This is a genomic window from Massilia antarctica (genome assembly GCF_015689335.1).
Taxonomy (GTDB): Bacteria; Pseudomonadota; Gammaproteobacteria; order Burkholderiales; family Burkholderiaceae_D; genus Telluria_A; species Telluria_A antarctica.
The window spans coordinates 1108254-1126715 of sequence record NZ_CP065053.1 but is presented as its reverse complement, the minus strand read 5'-3'; the positions used below and the strand labels follow the sequence as shown (position 1 = coordinate 1126715).

The following is an 18462-nucleotide window of genomic DNA, read 5'->3' as shown; positions in this document are numbered from 1 at the left end:
TTAGCTCATCTCCATGATGATGGCGACAATCTCGTCGCCATACGAGACCAGCTTCTTCTCGCCCACGCCGGTCACGCCGCGCAGTTCCTGCAAGGAGGTGGGCTTGGCCTTGGCGATTTCGCGCAGGGTGGCGTCGACAAAGATCACATAGGCCGGCACGTTGTGCGCGCGCGCGGTTTCGACCCGCCACCAGCGCAGCTTCTCGAAAATCGCCTGTTCGGATTTGGACAGGTCCATCTCCACATGCCCCTTGGACGAGGCGGACGGCGCGCGCTTCTGCTTGACCGGCTTCTGGTACTGGCGCAGCTGCACCTTCTGGCCGCCCTTGAGTACCGGACGCGCGGCGTCGGTCAGCTTGAGCGAACTGTAAACTTCATGGTCGACCGTGATCAGGCCGAGCGCGATGGCCTGGCGCAAGATGGCGCGCCACTCGGCTTCGGTGCGTTCGCTGCCGATGCCGTATACCGACAGCGAATCATGGTGCCACTGTTTGATGCGGTCCGTCTCGACCCCGCGCAGCACGTCGATCACGTGGCCGGCCGCGAAGCGCTGGTCGACCCGGTAAATCGCCGACAGCAGTTTTTGCACCGGCACCGTGCCGTCGAAGGAGACCGGCGGAATCAGGCAGGTATCGCAATTGCCGCAGGGGGTGGACTGTTCGCCGAAGTATTCGAGCAGGCGCACCCTGCGGCAGCTGAGCGTCTCGCACAGGCCCAGCATGGCGTCGAGTTTCATCGACAGCACCCGCTTGAAGGTTTCGTCGGCTTCCGACTCGTCGATCATGCGCCGCTGCAGCACCACGTCCTGCAAGCCGTAGGCCATCCAGGCGCTGGCCGGCATGCCGTCGCGGCCCGCGCGTCCGGTCTCCTGGTAGTAGCCCTCGATGCTTTTCGGCAGATCCAGGTGGCACACGAAGCGCACGTCCGGCTTGTCGATGCCCATGCCAAAGGCGATGGTGGCGACCATCACGATGCTTTCCTCGCGCAGGAAGCGGGCCTGGTTGGCGCTGCGCTTGGGGTAGTCCATGCCGGCGTGGTAGGGCAGGGCGCGGATGCCGTTTTCGTTCAGGAAGTCGGCGGTTTCCTCGACCTTCTTGCGCGACAGGCAGTACACGATGCCGGCATCGCTGCCATGCTCGGTGGTGATGAAGTCGAGCAGCTGCTTGCGCCCGTTGCCTTTTTCGACGATCTGGTAGCGGATGTTGGGGCGGTCGAACGAGGACACGAACTGGCGCGCATCATCCAGTTGCAGGCGCAGCGCGATTTCGGCGCGCGTCTGCTGGTCGGCGGTGGCGGTGAGCGCAATGCGCGGCACGTCCGGGAATTGCTCGTGCAGGATCGACAGCTTGATGTACTCGGGGCGGAAGTCATGCCCCCATTGCGACACGCAGTGCGCCTCGTCGATGGCGAACAGCGCGATCTTCGACGCCTGGAACAGGTCCAGGCAGCGCTGCGTCATCAGGCGCTCCGGCGCCACGTACACCAGGTCGATCTCGCCGGTGCGCACCAGGCGTTCGATGCGCATCGATTCTTCGTAGGTCTGGGTCGAATTCAAAAACGCGGCGCGCACGCCGACTTCGGCCAGCGCGTCGACCTGGTCCTGCATCAGCGCGATCAGGGGCGACACGACCACGCCGACGCCGTCGCGCAGCAGCGCGGGAATCTGGTAGCACAGCGACTTGCCGCCGCCGGTCGGCATGAGCACCAGCGCATCGCCGCCGCTGGCGACGTGTTCGACGATCTCTTTCTGCTGCCCGCGAAAGGCCGGGTAGCCGAAGACCGTCTGCAGCTGGTCGAGCGCGCGCGCTGAGAGGTCGGAGTCCATGCCGGGGTCCATTATTCCGCCCAAACGACCCATCCGTAGTGCGAGCTTGCCAGCACCACGATGCCGAACACGATGCGGTACCAGGCGAACACGGTGAAGTCATGGCTGCTGATGTAGCGCAGCAGCCAGCGCACGCACAGGAAGGCCGAGATGAAGGCGGCGATCGAGCCGATGCCGAACAGCGGCAGGTCGGCGGCTGACAGCAGCGCGCGTTCCTTGACCAGCGAATACGCGGTGGCCAGCAGCAGGGTCGGGATCGCGAGGAAGAACGAGAATTCGGTGGCGGCCTTGCGCGGCAGGCCGAACATCATGGCGCCGATGATGGTCGCGCCCGAGCGGCTGGTGCCGGGAATGAGCGCCATGGCCTGGGCGCAGCCGACCTTGAAGGCGTCCAGCACCGTCATGTCGTCCACCGTCTCGACCCGCACCACCGGAGGATTGAGCTTGTTGCGGCGCTCCACCCACAAGATGATGATGCCGCCGATGATGAAGGCCAGCGCCACCGGCACGGGCTTGAACAGGGCCGACTTGATCATCTTGCCCAGCGCGAGGCCGAGCACGGCGAGCGGCATGAAGGCGACGATCAGGTTGAGCATGAACTTCTGCGCCTTCGGGTCGGACGTCAATCCGCTCATCACCGAGGCGATGCGCGCGCGGTATTCCCAGCACACCGCCATGATGGCGCCGGCCTGGATGACGATCTCGAACACCTTGGCTTTTTCGTCGGTGAAGTCGAGCAGGCTGCCCGCGAGGATCAGGTGGCCGGTGGAGGAAATGGGCAGGAATTCGGTGAAACCTTCCACCAGACCCATGATGATGGCTTTAAGCGCAAGAGCGAAAGTAATGTCCATGAAGCAGTTTGTATTGTTATCGAGGAAGTGGAACCGGATGACGGCACGGTGCGGGGTCGAAGCTTACCACGAGCACGCCCCCGGCTTCTGATCGGACCGCATATGCAGCGCTGTTTTTCGTTGCGCGGATGGCTATTGTTTTCTCGTTGCAATATTTTTAACATCGTCCAGCAGCGGCAGCATGGCCAGGGTCATCAGTGCAAGGGCCAGCGGCACCGTGGCCACGTAGCCCAGGTGACTGAAACCGAAGGCGCCGGCCACGCCGCCGAGAAAAAAGCAGGTGGCCAGCATGGAGAGCACTTTCAGGCGTTTGCGGTCGCCCGTCACCGGCGCCAGGCCGGCCTGGCGCTGCGCCGGGCGGTTCAGGTAGGCCATCTTGCCCAGTTCAATGCCGATGTCGGTGACGATGCCGGTGATGTGCGTGGTACGGATTTCGGCGCGCGAGAGTTTGGTGATGAGGGCATTCTGCAGTCCCATGATAAAACAGAGGAGCATCACCGTGACCGATGCAAACAGGCCGTCGATATCGGCCAGGCGCGCGCCGAGCAGGCCAAAGCAAAGCAGCAGGACCGATTCGAGCATCAAGGGCAGCGCGTATTCGCCATGCAGCGCGCGGCGCCGGCCGTAGTTGACCATGATGGCGGTACAGGCCGCGCCGCTCATGAACGAGAGCAGCGCTCCCAGGCCGGTCAGCACCAGCGCGTGCGCGCCCAGCACCAGGTCGTCGGCCATGGCCGAGACCACGCCGGTCATGTGCGAGGTGTAGCGGTGCACCGCCAGGAAGCCGCCGGCGTTGATGGCGCCGGCCACGAACGCCAGCATGTAGCCCAGGTGCGCATTGGCGTCGCTGGAGCGGCTTGGCGCGGTGAGCCTCTTGGCGTAATTGACGGGCATGGGCGGAGCTTTCTCGGGAACCGGTCATGCATTGTAACGCGGCGCGCGCCGGCGCTGGCCGGCGCGGGCCGCCGTTTAGCGCGATCCGGCCAGGGCCACCGCGTCGGCGCCGGCCGCGATCCGCATGGGTGATGACGGGGCGGTGGCCGCGCGCCACACCGCTTCGGCCACGTCCTGCGCGAGCGTGACCGCCGACGACTCGCTCCATCCCGCGAAAACACGCTGCGCCAGTTCGGCATAGGCTTCGGGGATGGCGCCCTCCATGCGCGGCCGGGCGTTCTCGCCGAAGCGGGTTTCCGGTGCGCGCCCCGGCAGCACCAGCCGCGCGCGTACGTTAAATGGCGCCAGTTCCAGCGCAAGCGACTCGGTAAACGCGTTGACCGCGGCCTTGCTGGCCGTGTACACCGACAGCAGCGGCAGCGGTTCATAGGTCACGCTCGAGGTGACGTTGACGATCACGCCGGCCTTGCGCTGCCTGAACTGGGGCAGCACGGCCTGCGTCATCGCGATCGTGCCGAGGGTGTTGGTGTCGAAGACCTCGCGCGCGCTCGCCATCGTTGTGCCTTCGAGCGCGCCCAGCACGCCGATTCCCGCATTGTTCACCAGGACGTCGATCGGGCCTGCGGCGTCGATGGCTTGCGCGATGCTGTGCGCATCGACGACGTCGAGGGCGAGGATGCGCAGGCGGCTTGAATGTGGAAGCACGTCGGCGCGCGGCGTGCGCATGGTGGCGACGACGTTCCAGTCGCGTTCGAGGAAGTAGCGCGCGGTCTCAAGGCCGAAGCCGGACGAGCATCCGGTAATGAGGATGGTTTTCATGTGAACTCCTGTAGGTGGTTGGCAGTACAGGCACTGTAGTGGCCAGCGCCCGGACTTGCTACAATCGCCAGTCCATCTTTTATGTGCGGGAGTCCGGTTCATGGTCGATCCACTTGCGGAGGTTGTCACCTTGCTGCAGCCGCGCGCGCCGTTTTCGAAGGTCGTCAGCGGCGCCGGTCGGTGGCGCGTTCGCCGCGCCGGGTCGGGGCAGCCGTTCTACTGCGTGCTGCTCGACGGCGCCTGCCGCCTCGAGGTCGATGGCCGGGCTCCGGTCGACCTTGTGCAGGGCGACTTCGTGCTGATTGCTTCCGTGTCCGGTTTTACGATGTCGAGCATGACGCCACCGACAGTGAGTGACGCCGACACCACACCAGTCGCGCTGCTGCACGGCGAGTTCCGGCTCGGCGCGCAGGGCGAGCCGCCAGATGTCCTGCTGCTGGTGGGGCACTGCGTCTTCGGCTCGCCCGATGCGGCCTTGCTGGTGTCGCTGCTGCCGCAGCTGGTGCACGTGCGCGGCGAGCCCCGGCTGGCCACCATCGTGCAACTGGTCGCGGACGAATCGCGCGCGCAGCGGCCAGCGCGCGACGTCATCCTTGCGCGCCTGCTGGAAGTGCTGCTGATCGAATCGCTACGCTGCTCGGCGGGGACCGCGGCGTCGCCCGGCCTGTTGCGCGGCCTGGCCGACGAACGGCTTGCGCCGGCGCTGCGCCGCATCCACGAAAACATGAAGCACCCCTGGACGGTGGCGCAACTGGCAAAGGAAGCGGCCCTTTCGCGTTCGGCGTTCTTCGAGCGCTTCAGCCGCGCGCTGGGCATGGCGCCGATGGCCTACCTGCTGGCCTGGCGCATGGCCCTGGCAAAGGATTTGCTGCGGCGGCAAGAGGGTGGCGTGGCCGACGTGGCCGAACGAGTCGGCTACGCGTCGGCCAGCGCCTTCAGCGTCGCCTTCACCCGCCATGTCGGCTTGCCGCCCGCGCGCTATGCACGCGGGCAGGCAGCGCCTTAAGCGCGTTGCGTCAGCGCCGTGATGGCGTCGAGCGACGGCGGCGCGGCGCCCGCCGACTGGCAAGCCGCCGCGCCGCCGGCTACCGCGAAGCGCAGGTGATCGAGCGGCGCGCGCTGCGGTTCGCGCAGGAAGCTCCAGGCCAGCGCCGCGATGCTGGCGTCGCCCGCGCCGACGCTGTCGACGACGGCGATACGCGGCGAGGCGGCATGCCATGCCTGGTCGCCGATGTGCAGCGAAGCGCCTTGCGCGCCACGCGTGTACAGGTAGGTGGCGCCGGGGTTCCAGCCGCGCAGGGTGGCAAACGCGTTCTCAAGGTCGTTGGTGCGAAACAGCCCCGCCAGGTCTTCATCGGACACCTTGATCACATCGGCCAGCGCCGTCATGCGCTGCAAGGTTGTGTCGTAGCGCTGGTCCATCAGTGCCCTGAAATTGGGGTCATAGCTGATGTTGACGCCATCGGCCTTGAGCGAGGCTGCCAACGCCACCAGCTTGCCGGCGAGCGGTTCGCGCGCCAGGCTGATGCCGCCGAAGTGCGCCCACTTGCAGTGCGCGCGCCAGCCGTCCGGCAGGCGCGCCGCGTCGAAGTGCAGGTCGGCGCTGTCGTCGCCCACGAAAAAATAGCTGGGCGGGTCGGTTCGGTAGACGATCGCCAGCAGCGGCGAGCGCGCCTCGCGCTGCACGAAGCGCACATCCAGCCCGGCCGCCATGCTGGCGTCCCATAACTGGTCGCCAAAGACGTCCGTGCTGATGGCGCCGGCGAAGGCGCTCGGCACAGCAAGGCGCGCCATGGCGCGCGCTACGTTCCAGGTCGAGCCGCCCACCTGGCTGCTCCAGCGCTGCTGGCCGGGGTCGGCGATCATGTCGGTCAGCGCCTCGCCGGCGGCCACGAACACGGGAAAAATCGGTGCGTTCATGTCAGTCCTTCAGTACATTGAGCACTTCGTAGCAGGCGCCCATGGTGTGATAGTCGACCTTGCCGGCCGGGCTCTTCTCGTCGGTCAGCTTGGCGTTGGCCGGGCTGAGAATGCGGTACCAGGCACCATGCTGGTGGTCGACAAAGTGAGTCCAGCTGTATTCCCAGATGCGCTGGTACCAATCCCAGTACAGCGCGTCGCCGGTGCGTGCACCCAGCAGCGCGGCCGCGGCCAGGCTTTCGGCCTGCACCCAGAAGTATTTGTGGCCGTCGCAAATGCTGCCGTCCGGCGCGAAGCCGTAGAAGATACCGCCGTGCTGCGTGTCCCAGGCCTTGTCCATCGCCTGCAGGAACAGGGCGGAGGCGCGCGGCAGCAGCCAGTCCGCGTCGCCCAGCAAGTGGGCATTGTGGCGCTCCAGGATCAGCAGCAGCTTGCTCCACTCGGTCAGGTGGCCCGGCTGGAAGCCCCAGGGGCGGAAGATATTCGTGCTGTCATGGCGGTTGTAGTCATGGTCGACCGACCAGTCGACGTGATAGTGCTCCCACACGGTGTTGTCGCACAGGGCGGCCTGGCGCACGGTGATGTTGTAGGCCAGCGTTTCGGCGCGGCGCAGGTAGGCGTTCTCGCCGGTCGCTTCAAAAGCGCTGAGCAGGGCTTCGCAGGCGTGCATATTGGCGTTCTGGCCGCGGTAGGCCGACAGCTGCGACCAGTCGGCGCTCGCTTCGTCGGCGTACAGGCCATGTTTCGGCTCCCAGAAGTGGCGCTCCATCAGGGCAAAGGTTTCGTCGATATGCAGGCGCGCTTCTTCCACGCCGGCCATCAGCGCGTGCGAATACGCCAGCAGCACGAAGGCCAGGCCGTAGCAGTGGTTGGTGGCGTCCGTGACCTCGCCCTTGCCGTCGGCCCAGCGCAATTGCCAGCAATAGCCGCCGGTGGCCGGATTGCGGTGCGCCGCGCGCAGGAAGTCCAGCCCGTGCAAAAGGCGCATCTCGTCGGCCGGGTCGCCGAACTCGCGGTACGCCATCGCATGATTGAAGATGAAGCGCGTGCTGCTCACCAGGTGGCGCGTGTGCGCGTCGTAGACGGTGCCGTCGTCCTTGTAGAAATGATAGAAACCGCCGCTGGGATCGACGCAGCGCGGATCGTAAAAGCGTTTGGTGTGGCGAATGTGGTCAAGCAGGGTATCGCGCGAATGAAAATCGGGGGCCATCGTCAAGTCTCGTTATCAAAAAAAGGGCGTAAATGGCGTACGGACGCGGGCCGGAAGGCCGCGCATGCACGCTGGTTGGTCAGTCGGTGAAGGAGGCTCGCTCTATTTGTGCGGCCCGAAGTCGTCGCACACGGTGCTGGCGCGCACAATCAGTTCCACAGGGGCGACCTGTTCGACAGGTGCATCCTGCTGGTCGCGCAGCAGCAGCTCGACGCCCATCGCGCCGAGTTCTTTTTTGTCGATGCGCAGGGTGGTCAGGGGCCGGTGCCCGAGTACCGCGCTGGAGATGTCGTCGAAGCCGACGATCGATACGTCGTGCGGCACGGTCAGGCCGGCCGCCAGGCAGCAGCGCATGGCCACCAGGGCGGCGCTGTCGTTGTAGCAGAACACCGAATCCGGCGGATTGGGCAGGGCAAGCAGCGACTGCATCGCTTCGCACGCCCCGGTTTCAAGATCGACGCCTTCCGGCAGGCTCGCTTCCAGGCGCGGGTCGGCCAGCATGCCCGATTCGAACAGGGCCTGGCGGTAGCCCTTGTTCCGTTCGCGCACGCTGTAGTGGCCCAGGGAACCCGAGATCATGCCGATGCGCGTGCGTCCCAGGCCGATCAGGTGTTTGGTGGCCAGGTAGCCGCCCATGAAATTGTCCGGGTTGACCGAGCTGTAACCGCGCAGCTTCATGTCGATCAGGACCAGCGGCTTGCCGCTCGCGCGCAGGGCGCCCAGCAGCTCGGGTTCGAAAAAGCCGGCGCACACGATCGCGTCCGGCGCGTGCATGCGCAACTGCTCGGTCACGCCATCGGCCGGGCCGACCGCCATGAACGACAGCACGATGCCCTGCTTGCGGCAGGCTTCCTCGGCGCCGTGCAGCACCGGCGAATAAAACGGGCTGCTGGCGGCCGTGTTGTGCTGGCGGTGCAGCAAGAAGGTCAGGCGCCGCATGCGCTTGCGCCGCAGGTTGGCAAAATCGTAGCCCAGTTCATGGGCGGCCGACAGCACCATCTGGCGCGTGGTTTCGGTCAGGCCAGGCTCGTTCTTGAGCGCGCGCGAAATGGTCCCCGCCGAGACGCCGGCAAACTTGGCGATGTCGCGGATGGTGACGTTCGATGGGCTGGCGGCGCTCATCGGAACGGCACCAGCGGGGGGCGCGGACGCGCTGTCGGATGGATCACAAGCTTCTCCAGTGGCAGATGCCTTTTGATGCTGAGAGTCTTGCATATCGATGAGCCCATGGTCAAACGATTGGTCCGGTTTGCGAACAGTTTAGCCGGGTTTTACTAAACAGGGCAGCGCCGCCTGTTGCGCAGCTATCCAAGCGCATCGCCCCGGGCGTAGCACCCTGCCAGCGGCCGCCCGCGTGTTTAGTGATCATGGCTAAACATGGTCGAAAGCGCCACCTTTTGTTTGACCGGCCGCCAGTCCGCATGCACACTCACCTCATCCATATAAACCGGCCGGCGACCTTTCCAGGCGCCGAGCGGGTAAATACAAAGAGGAGACAGGCACGATGAGCACCCGCACGACCACCCTGATCAAACACGCCCTCGCCGCCGCCATCGCGGCCGCCCTGCCGCTGATGGCCGGCGCGGCCGAGGCGCCCATGCCGTGGATGAACCGCGCCCTCTCCGCCGGGCAGCGCGCCACCCTGGTGCTCAAGGAGATGACGCAGGAAGAAAAGCTGCAATGGGTGTACGGCTACTTCGGCTCGGACTTCGCACCCAAGAAAACCATCAAGATCGCGGCAGCCCTGCCGTCGTCGGCCGGCTACATTCCCGGCGTGGCGCGCCTTGGCCTGCCCGAGCTGTTCGAGACCGACGCCGGCCTTGGCGTGGCCTCGCAGGCCAGCGCCAATCCGCGCGAGCGCACCTCGTTGCCGTCGGGCCTTGCCACGGCGGCCACCTGGAATCCCAAACTGGCCTACCAGGGCGGCGCGATGATCGGCGCGGAGGCGCGCGCCTCGGGCTTTAACGTGATGCTGGCCGGCGGCGTGAACCTGATGCGCGACCCGCGCAACGGCCGCAATTTCGAGTACGCCGGCGAAGACCCGCTGCTGTCCGGGATCATGGTGGGGCAGGCGGTCAAGGGCATCCAGTCCAACCACCTCATTTCGACCGTCAAGCACTATGCGCTGAACAACCAGGAGACCGGCCGCAACGAACTCGATGCGCGCATCGGCGATGTGGCGGCGCGTACCAGCGACCTGCTGGCCATGCAGCTGGTGATCGAACAGGGCGACCCCGGCTCGGTGATGTGCGCGTATAACCGGGTCAACGGTCCCTACGCATGCGAGAACGCCTGGCTGCTCAACGAAGTGCTCAAGCAGGACTGGGGCTTCAAGGGCTACGTGATGTCCGACTGGGGCGCGGTGCACAGCACCGTGGCATCGGCCAATAATGGCCTGGACCAGCAGTCCGGCTCCGAATTCGACAAGTCCCCTTATTTCGCGGGCGCGCTGGAAGAAGCGGTCAAGACCGGATCGGTCGCGCAGTCGCGCTTCGACAATATGGTCTACCGCATTTTGTATGCGATGTTCGACAAGGGCGTGGTGGACCATCCGGTCAAGCCGGACGGCGTCATCGACTTTGCCGCTCATGGCCTGATCAGCCGGACGGATGCCGAAGAGAGCATGGTCCTGCTCAAGAACGACGGCCAGGTGCTCCCTTTGCGCAAGGACGTGAAAACGATTGCAGTGATCGGCGGCCATGCCGACCAGGGCGTGCTGTCCGGCGGCGGCTCGTCGCAGGTGTATCCGATCGGCGGCAGCGCCGTCAAGGGATTGCTGCCGGCCAGTTGGCCCGGACCAGTGGTGTACCACCCTTCCGCGCCGGTGAAGGAAATCGCCGCGCTGGCGCCCGGCGCCAAGGTCGTTTTCGACAGCGGCGCCGATCCTGCACGGGCGGCGCAGCTGGCCGCAAGCGCCGACGCGGTGATCGTCTTCGGCACCCATTGGATCGGCGAAGCCAACGACGCGGTGGACCTGTCGCTGCCCGACAAGCAGGATGAGCTGATTGCGGCCGTCGCCGCCGCCAATCCGCGCACCGTGGTCGTGTTGGAGACCGGCGGTCCGGTGCTGATGCCGTGGCTGGGCAAGACGGCAGCGGTGCTGCAAGCGTGGTACCCGGGCACGCGCGGCGGCGAAGCGATCGCGCGCGTGCTGTTCGGCGACGTCAATCCATCCGGGCACTTGCCGGCCACTTTCCCCGCGTCCCTCAGCCAGTTGCCGCGCCCCGTGCTCGATGGCGACCCGGCCAGGCCGCAGATGCAGTTCCGGGTCGACTATCACGAAGGCGCGGCGGTCGGCTACAAGTGGTTCGACCTCAAGAAACACAAGCCGCTGTTCCCCTTCGGGCATGGCTTGTCGTACACCCAGTTTGCCTATTCAGCCCTGGCGGGCGGATACAAGGACGGGCAGTTGCAGGTGCGCTTCAAGGTAAGCAATACCGGCAAGGTGGCCGGCAAGGACGTGGCGCAGCTGTACGTGGCAGCGCCGTCCGGGGCACGCTGGGAAGCGCCCAAGCGCCTGGCTGGCTGGGACAAGGTCGACCTGCAGCCGGGAGAGACGCGCGAGGTGACCCTCACGGTGGAGCCGCGCATGCTGGCCGTGCTCCATGGCCCGTCCAAGACCTGGCGCATCGCCAAAGGGAAGTACAAATTGTTGCTGGCGCAGGATGCCGGCGGCACTGGCGAAAGCAGCATCACGGTCGACCTCCCCGCGCGCAAGCTGGACCTGCATGGCAAAGCCGTCCCTTCAACCGAGAAAAGGTAAAACGCGATGATCAAGATGAACCAGTTGGGTGCAGCATTGGCAATGGCGGGTTTGGTGAGCGGCGCGGCGTCGGCGGCGGCACCGGTGAGCGCGGCGGGCAAGAGCGAATTCGTGACGGTGAAAAAGACGCATTTCGCGCGCAAGGGCAAATCGTATTACATCGCCGGCGCCAATTTCTGGTACGGCGGCTATCTGGGCTCGCCGTCCGGCGTGGGCGCGCGTGCGCGCCTGCTCAAGGAACTCGATACCATGAAGGCGCTCGGGATCAACAATGTGCGGGTGCTGGCCGTCTCCGAAAAAACCGAGATGACCAGCGCCGTGCGGCCCGCCACTACCAACGGTCCCGGCAAGTACGACGAGGACCTGCTGGCGGGGCTCGACTTCCTGGTCGATGAACTGGGCAAGCGCGACATGACGGTCGTGCTTTACCTGAACAATTTCTGGCAGTGGTCGGGCGGGATGACGCAGTACCTGAACTGGTTTGAAGGCAGCAAGGCGATTGATCCGAACGTGACCAAGGATTACGACGACTACATGGCCAAGACGGCGCGCTTCTACGCCAACAAGGATGCGCAGAAGGAGTATCGCGGCACCATCAGGAAGATCGTCGGGCGGGTCAACAGCATCAACGGCAAGGCCTATCGCGACGATCCGGTGATCATGTCGTGGCAACTGGCGAACGAACCACGCCCGGGCAACGGCAAGGCAAGCGACAAGGAAAAGGCGGTCTACACCGGATGGATCGCCGAAACCGCGCAGTACATCCATGAACTGGACAAGAACCACCTGGTGAGCAGCGGCAGCGAAGGCCTGGCCGGGTCGGCGCAGGATGCCAAACTGTTCATGGCCTCGCATTCGTCGAAACATATCGATTACCTCACTTACCACCTGTGGCCGAAAAACTGGGGCTGGTTCGACTCCGCCAAGCCGGTCGAGAGCTGGGATGGCGCGATCACCAAGAGCCGCGATTACCTGAATGCGCACATCGACATGGCCAAAACCATCGGCAAGCCGATCGTGCTGGAAGAGTTTGGGCTGGACCGCGACGGCGCCTCGTTCGACATCAAGGCAAGCACCAAGATCCGCGACCGCTTCTACGGCGAGATTTTCGACCTGATCCAGCGCCGCGCCGCCGGCGGCGACCCGATCGCGGGCTGGAATTTCTGGGCCTGGGGCGGCGCCGGGCGCGCCGCCAACGCCGACTACTGGTGGAAGCAGGGTAATGACTTCATGGGCGATCCGCCGCAGGAAGAGCAGGGCCTGTACTCGGTGTTCGACTCCGATGCCAGTTCGCTGGCGCTGATCAAGGACCATGCGGGCCAACTGCGCTCGCTCCAGAAGTAAACTCTTCGACAGGACGATCCATGAAAATTGTCACGACCTTGCTGATCCCGGCGGCCCTGCTGCTGGGCGCGAATGCCTCCGCGCAGAAGTTCGAGAACCTCGCGGCCACGCCGCAAATGGGCTGGAACAGCTGGAACAAATTCGCCTGCAATATCGATGAAAAACTGATCCGCGAAACGGCCGACGCCATGGTCAGGATCGGCATGAAGGACGCCGGCTACGACTACGTCAATATCGACGACTGCTGGCACGGCAAGCGTGACAGGAATGGGAATATCCAGCCCGATCCCGAGCGCTTCCCGTCCGGGATGAAGGCGCTGGCCGACTACGTGCATGCGAAAGGCCTCAAGCTGGGCATCTATTCGGACGCCGGCGCCACCACCTGCGGCGGCCGCCCGGGCAGCCGCGGACACGAGTACCAGGACGCGATCACCTACGCCGCCTGGGGCGTCGACTACGTCAAGTACGACTGGTGCGATACCAAGGGCCTGAACGCGGCGGCCGCCTACACCACCATGCGCGATGCCATCCACAGCGCCGGCCGTCCCATGTTGCTCAGCATGTGCGAGTGGGGCGACAACAAGCCGTGGGAGTGGGGCGCGGACGTCGGCCATTCGTGGCGCACCACCGGCGACATCTATCCGTGCTGGGATTGCGAGATCAATCACGGCTCGTGGTCCGCCTTCGGCGTGCTGCGCATTCTCGACAAGCAGGTCGGCTTGCGCAAGCACGCCGGTCCCGGGCACTGGAACGACATGGACATGATGGAAGTCGGCATGGGGATGAGCGAGGACGAAGACCGTGCCCACTTCTCGATCTGGGCCATGATGGCGTCGCCCCTCATTTCCGGCAACGACCTGCGTTCGATGCCGGAATCGACGCGCAAGATCCTTACCAACAAGGATGTCATCGCGATCAACCAGGATAAACTTGGCGTGCAGGCGTGGAAGTTCATGTCCGAAGGGCCGCTGGAACTTTGGGCCAAGCCGCTGGCCAATAACGACTGGGCGCTGATGATCCTCAATCGCGGGCCCGGGACCATCAGCTACAAGATGGACTGGAAAAAGCACAAGGTTGGCGATGATCTGAGCAAGCGCGAACTCGATATCGACAAGACGGCCTACCGCTGGACCGATGCCTGGAGCGGCAAGACGGGCGACACCGGCAAGGCCCTCGACCTGAACATTGCATCGCACAGCGTGGCGATGCTGCACCTGAAAGCAAAGTGACCGAGCATGAACTTGCGTATTCTTCCCATCCTGCTGGCCGGCGCGCTGGCTGCCCACGTCGCGCATGCCGCGCCCCTCGACGTGGCGGCCGGCGCGCAAACCTGCGCCCTCAATATCAAGCCGCGTACCCAGGAATATCCGTGGATGTCGATCGGGCGCTGGCAGCGCATGCATGAAGACCAGCTGGCCCTGGCCGACAAGGGCGATGTGGACCTGATGTTTATCGGCGATTCGATCACCGAAGGCTGGCCGCGCGCGATCTGGGATGCGAATTTCGGCGCCTACAAGGCGGGTAACTTCGGCATCGGCGGCGACAACACCGGCAACGTGTTGTGGCGCTTGCAGGACAAGCGCATGGCCAAACTCAGGCCCAAGGCGATCGTGCTGCTCATCGGCGTGAACAACCTGGGCCTGTGCGGCGAGAAGCCGGAGCAGATCTTTTCCGGTATCGAGGCGGTGGTCGCGGCTTTGCGCAAGCAGTACCCTGCCGCGCGCATCCTGCTCAATGCCGTGCTGCCGACCGGCGAACTGGCGGCGAGCGAACGGCGCCAGAATGTCCTCGCGCTCAACAAGATGGTTGCAACCCTGGGCGATGGCCGCAACGTGGTTTTCCGCGACTACGGCGCGTCCTTCGTGCGCCCTGACGGCAGCATCGGCACCGACATCATGGGCGATCATCTTCACCTCACGCAAAAAGGCTATGTCATCTGGGCCGACGTCATGCTGCCCGACGTGCAAGCATTGATGAAGTAGGGCGCCATGAATCGCACTGCACTGGCGCTGGCGCTGCTGCTTGTCCATGCCGGCGTCCGGGCCGAACCGGTGGTGCGCGCCGACGACCCGCGCATCGCGCGCATGGGCAGGACCGTTGCCCTTGCCGATGGCAGTCTGCGCTTCTCCTATCCCGGCGTGCAGCTGTCGCTGTCGTTCGAGGGCAAAGCCTTGTCGGTCGACGCCGTGGCCAGCGGTGAGCGCAGCTATATTGACGTCGTCGTCGACGGCGGTACGCCACGCATCGTCAAGTTGTCGGCGACCGCGCGCACCATCAAGCTGGTGGACGAGCGCCAGGCGGGTATTCACCGGGTCGACATCATGCATCGTACCGAAAGCTGGCAGGGCGTCGTTACCTTGGCCCGCTTTGTCACCGACGGTACCTTGCACACCGCGCCCGTGCTCCCGCAGCGCAAAATGCTCGTGCTTGGCGACTCGGTCACCTGCGGCGAAGCCATCGACCGGGTTGGCGGCGAAACGAAGAAGCCGTCGTGGTGGAATCCGCGCGCGTCGTACGGCATGCTGGCCGCGCAGGCGCTCGGTGCGCAGGTTCAACTGGTCTGTCATGGAGGGCGCGGGCTGCTGCGCAGCTGGAACGGCCGCACCGATGACGACAATCTTCCCGATTTCTACGAGCTTGCCATCGCCAACCAAGAGCAGCGGGTGCGCTGGAATCACGCCGCTTACTGGCCCGACCTGATTGTCGTCGCGATCGGCACCAACGATTTCAGCACCGGCATTCCGGAGCGCGATGCCTATGTCAATGCCTACGTGAGCCTGGTGCGCACCTTGCTGCGCAATCATCCGCACGCGCTGCTCGTGCTGACCGAAGGCGCGATCCTCAATGGCGAGCGCAAGGCCGCCTTGACCAGCTATATCGCGGAGACCATCCGGAGGGTCGGCAACGCGCGGGTGCATGCCGCGGCGTCGGTCTACCATCCGGGTGACGCGATCGATGCCCATCCCACCAAAGCGCAACACGCGGCGATGGCGCGCGAGCTGCTGCCCCAGCTACGCGACTTGACCGGCTGGTAAGCGCCTCGTGCGGCACCTGTGGGTGACAAAAAAAGAGCCGGCAGAGCGCGGGATTGTCCGCGCCGCACCGGCCCAAGCCACCCAGGTAGAACGGATCAGTAGTTCACGCCCACGCGCATGCCGAACATGCGCGGCTCGACGAAGTTGGCCTGCATGAAGCCGCCCATCACCGAGTCGCCGCTGGTCTTGGCGTGGCTGTTGGCGACGTTGCGCACGAACGCTTCGGCGTGCCACTTGTCGCTCGGCGCATCGAGCCGTACCGACGCGTCGCCCATCGCATACGCTTTCTGATAGCGGCCGATATGTGCGAATTCTGAATTGCGCAGGTCGAAATAAGCCTTGTCGCGCCAGTTCACTTTCACGTATGGCGTCACCCTGTAGCCGCCGGCCAGCTCGAACTCCTGCGAAAAGCTCAGGTTCAACTGGTACTTGGGCGTGTTGGGCAGGTGGTTGCCATCGATGTTGTACAGGCGCCGGCCGAGCAGTGCCTTGTCCGGACCGTTGTAGATGGCCGGGCAGGGTTCGATGCCCAGTTCCACGCGCACGTCGCCGCACTGGTACTCGTCGCTGAATTCCTTGAAGTCGTGCACCTTGGTGTTGATGAAGGCGAAGCCGCCGCCGATGCGCGCGCCGCTCCACGGCCGCCAGTCCGCTTCGATCTCCAGGCCGGGAATATCGACCTTGCCGACGTTGATGGTGCGCCAGGCGTCGTACACATCGCACTTGGGCTGGTCGGCCGGGCAGGGCAGGCCGTTGTCGGGGATGACCTGGTTGATGAAGTAGTTCCCGGTCAGTTGCATGCCCTTGTACTTCATGAAGAAGGCGGTGGCCGACAGGTTCAGGCGGTTGTCGAGGAATTTGCCCTTGTAGCCCAGTTCATAGTTGGTGACGGTCTCGGGGTCGTACGGCAGGAAGGTCACCACCCCCGGTTTGCCGTCGGCGCACAGGTGGTGGTTGCAGGAGTCGGTCTTGTCGGCGAAGCCGCCGGCCTTGTAGCCGGTCGATACCGAGCCGTAGGCCATCTGGTTGGCGTTGATCTGCTTTTGCACCCCGGCGCGCCAGGTGGTCTTCTTCCAGGTTTCCTTGTGATCGTTCGAGGTCGGCGCCGCGTAGCCCGCGTATGCGCCAAGGCCGCCGCCGGCGCCCATGTCGGTCGACAGGTCGGTGCCGTTGTGGACCCGGAAGAGCGGCGTGCCGGGGATGCCGCGCTTGTACCAGCCGCGGTAATACGCAGTGTCGCCGATCCAGTTGCGGCCATAGACTTCGCCGCCCTTGTCTTCCTTGCTGTCGGAGGACAGGCGCGCGCCCAGGGTGCCGGTCCAGGTGGGCATGAACTTCCAGTCGACTTGCGCGAAGGCGGCCTTGGCGTCGACCTGGCGGTTCGGCTGGTGATACAGCACGCTGCCCGGATCGCCGTACGGCTTCTGGATCACGTTGGTGATTTCGTAGTCGATGCGGTTGCGTTCGTGCATCCAGAACAGGCCCGCCACGTATTGGACGGCGCCGAGCGTTTGCTTGAGCTGCGCTTCGTGCACGGTCGACAGGTAGCGCGAATCCATGGTGCGGTGGAAGACATCGTTGAGCGGCCAGGTGCCCCAGTCGCCGCCGGCGAGGTTGGGGTACTTGCCGTTGATCTGGAACGCCGTGGCGTGCTGCAAGCCCTTGTCGTCGTCGGTGGTCTCCTTGCGGCGCTGGTCGGCGATCTGGAAGCTGTAGTCGACGCTGGCGCTGTCAGTCAGACTCCAGTTCAGGCCCGCGCGCACGGTGCGGATGTTCAAGTCCGTCATGCCCGGCACGTTGACGTTGATGTCCCATTTGCCGCCGGTGCAGGCGTAGCGCGTGCCGGCGCCGGACTCGCAGTCGCGGAAGTGCGATCCGCCGGCGCCGGAGTCCTGGAACTCTTCGTACGCCAGGCGCGCGCTGACATTTTTGTTGATCCTGAGTGCGGCGGCCACGCGCGCGGCCCACTGGTACTGGTTGGTGTAGTAATCCTTCTTGTCGACCTTGCGGTTGAAGCGCTGGTCGACGTCGGGGATGCCATCCGGGACCCAGCCGTAAGCAGGCGCGTTCGCTTCGCTCAGGTCGCGCATCTGGTTGGCGTAGCCGTCGCGCCGCACTTTCATGTAGGTGGCGCGCAGGGCCAGCATGTCGTTGACGACGACGTTCTGGACGATGCTGGCCTGCTTCTTGTTGTAGTTGCCAAGCTCGATGTTGGCCTTGCCGTAGTTGCCGGTGAAGTCAGGCTTGGCCGAAATGACGTTGACGCTGCCGCCGGTCGAATTGCGGCCGAACAGGGTGCCTTGCGGGCCGCGCAGCACTTCCAGTTGGTCGATGTCGAACATCAGCGCCTGCGCGCCTTGGGGGCGCGGCGAGTACAGGCCGTCGACGTGAAAGCCGACGGCCGGGTCGCCCGTTTCGGTGAAGTTGGTCGAGGTGATGCCGCGGATGGTGATCTGCACGGCAGAATCGAGGCCGGTGTTTTCGATGACGACGTTGGGGATGTCGCCGGCCAGGTCCCTGAGGCTGGTGGCGCCCTTGCGCGTGAGCTGGTCCTGGCTCAGGGCCGTGACGGCCAGCGGGGTGCGCAGCAGCGAGGTGGAGTGGCGGGTGGCGGTGACTTTGACTTCCTGGATTTGATTCGGGTCGTTATTGGCGGGGGCGGTGTTGTCGGCGGCGCTGGCGGCAGTTTGCGCGTGGCCGGGCAGGGCCGCACAGCCGAACGCGCTGGCGACCGCCAGACTCGTCAGAGTCCGTGTCGTTGGGAATAGCATCTTGTCTCCTGATGTCCATGTGGATTATGTG

14 protein-coding genes are annotated in these 18462 nt (G+C 65.0%); 6 read left to right on the top strand and 8 right to left on the bottom strand.

Translation table 11 applies throughout. The features are described 5' to 3' along the window. The 4 genes from recQ to IV454_RS05055 all read right to left on the bottom strand — a co-directional run bounded on the left by recQ (position 1) and on the right by IV454_RS05055 (position 4388). Positions 1-1824 carry a DNA helicase RecQ gene (recQ, locus tag IV454_RS05070; RefSeq protein ID WP_206090588.1) on the bottom strand — a complete coding sequence of 608 codons (1824 nt, stop codon included), beginning with the start codon at positions 1822-1824 and terminating at the stop codon, positions 1-3. An 11-nt stretch (positions 1825-1835) separates the two neighbouring features. Beyond that, the gene (locus IV454_RS05065; RefSeq protein WP_103170718.1) at positions 1836-2669 is read right to left on the bottom strand and encodes an undecaprenyl-diphosphate phosphatase; all 834 of its coding nucleotides are present in this window, start codon (positions 2667-2669) and stop codon (positions 1836-1838) included. Positions 2670-2807: 138 nt separating this feature from the next. Beyond that, positions 2808-3569 (bottom strand): YoaK family protein, encoded by a 762-nt coding sequence (locus tag IV454_RS05060; RefSeq protein ID WP_206090587.1) that lies wholly within the window; start codon positions 3567-3569, stop codon positions 2808-2810. Positions 3570-3644: 75 nt separating this feature from the next. After that, positions 3645-4388, bottom strand: a complete 744-nt coding sequence (locus IV454_RS05055) for an SDR family oxidoreductase (protein ID WP_206090586.1) — start codon at positions 4386-4388, stop codon at positions 3645-3647. A gap of 100 nt (positions 4389-4488) precedes the next feature. Between IV454_RS05055 and IV454_RS05050 the strand changes: the two genes are divergently transcribed. Next, entirely contained in the window at positions 4489-5394 is a 906-nt protein-coding gene (locus IV454_RS05050; RefSeq protein ID WP_206090585.1) for an AraC family transcriptional regulator, read from the top strand. Here IV454_RS05050 and IV454_RS05045 read toward each other — a convergent pair. From IV454_RS05045 to IV454_RS05035, 3 genes are all read right to left on the bottom strand, one after another. Then, entirely contained in the window at positions 5391-6308 is a 918-nt protein-coding gene (locus tag IV454_RS05045; protein ID WP_206090584.1) for a carbohydrate kinase family protein, read from the bottom strand. The genes IV454_RS05050 and IV454_RS05045 overlap by 4 nt on opposite strands. A 1-nt stretch (position 6309) precedes the next feature. Next, complete coding sequence (locus IV454_RS05040; RefSeq protein WP_206090583.1) at positions 6310-7518, bottom strand: AGE family epimerase/isomerase; 1209 nt, start codon at positions 7516-7518, stop codon at positions 6310-6312. Positions 7519-7620: 102 nt separating this feature from the next. After that, positions 7621-8640, bottom strand: a complete 1020-nt coding sequence (locus IV454_RS05035; protein ID WP_206090582.1) for a LacI family DNA-binding transcriptional regulator — start codon at positions 8638-8640, stop codon at positions 7621-7623. A 382-nt stretch (positions 8641-9022) separates the two neighbouring features. On the opposite strand from IV454_RS05035, the gene IV454_RS05030 reads away from it, so the two are divergent. From IV454_RS05030 to axe2C, 5 genes are read left to right on the top strand one after another with little or no spacing between them, the layout of a single operon-like run. Continuing rightward, on the top strand, positions 9023-11281 hold the full coding sequence (locus IV454_RS05030; RefSeq protein WP_206090581.1) for a glycoside hydrolase family 3 C-terminal domain-containing protein: 2259 nt from the start codon (positions 9023-9025) through the stop codon (positions 11279-11281). A 6-nt stretch (positions 11282-11287) separates the two neighbouring features. Next, positions 11288-12625: a glycoside hydrolase 5 family protein gene (locus tag IV454_RS05025; protein WP_206090580.1), complete on the top strand. Its 1338-nt coding sequence runs from the start codon at positions 11288-11290 to the stop codon at positions 12623-12625. Positions 12626-12645: 20 nt separating this feature from the next. After that, complete coding sequence (locus IV454_RS05020) at positions 12646-13854, top strand: glycoside hydrolase family 27 protein (protein WP_206090579.1); 1209 nt, start codon at positions 12646-12648, stop codon at positions 13852-13854. A 6-nt stretch (positions 13855-13860) separates the two neighbouring features. Next, positions 13861-14607: a GDSL-type esterase/lipase family protein gene (locus tag IV454_RS05015; protein WP_206090578.1), complete on the top strand. Its 747-nt coding sequence runs from the start codon at positions 13861-13863 to the stop codon at positions 14605-14607. Between the two features lie 6 nt (positions 14608-14613). Then, positions 14614-15660 carry a bifunctional acetylxylan esterase/glucomannan deacetylase AxeC2 gene (gene axe2C, locus IV454_RS05010; RefSeq protein WP_206090577.1) on the top strand — a complete coding sequence of 349 codons (1047 nt, stop codon included), beginning with the start codon at positions 14614-14616 and terminating at the stop codon, positions 15658-15660. A 95-nt stretch (positions 15661-15755) separates the two neighbouring features. On the opposite strand, the gene IV454_RS05005 is transcribed toward axe2C, so the two are convergent. Then, positions 15756-18431, bottom strand: a complete 2676-nt coding sequence (locus IV454_RS05005; protein WP_206090576.1) for a TonB-dependent receptor — start codon at positions 18429-18431, stop codon at positions 15756-15758. Positions 18432-18462: the final 31 nt, after the last annotated feature.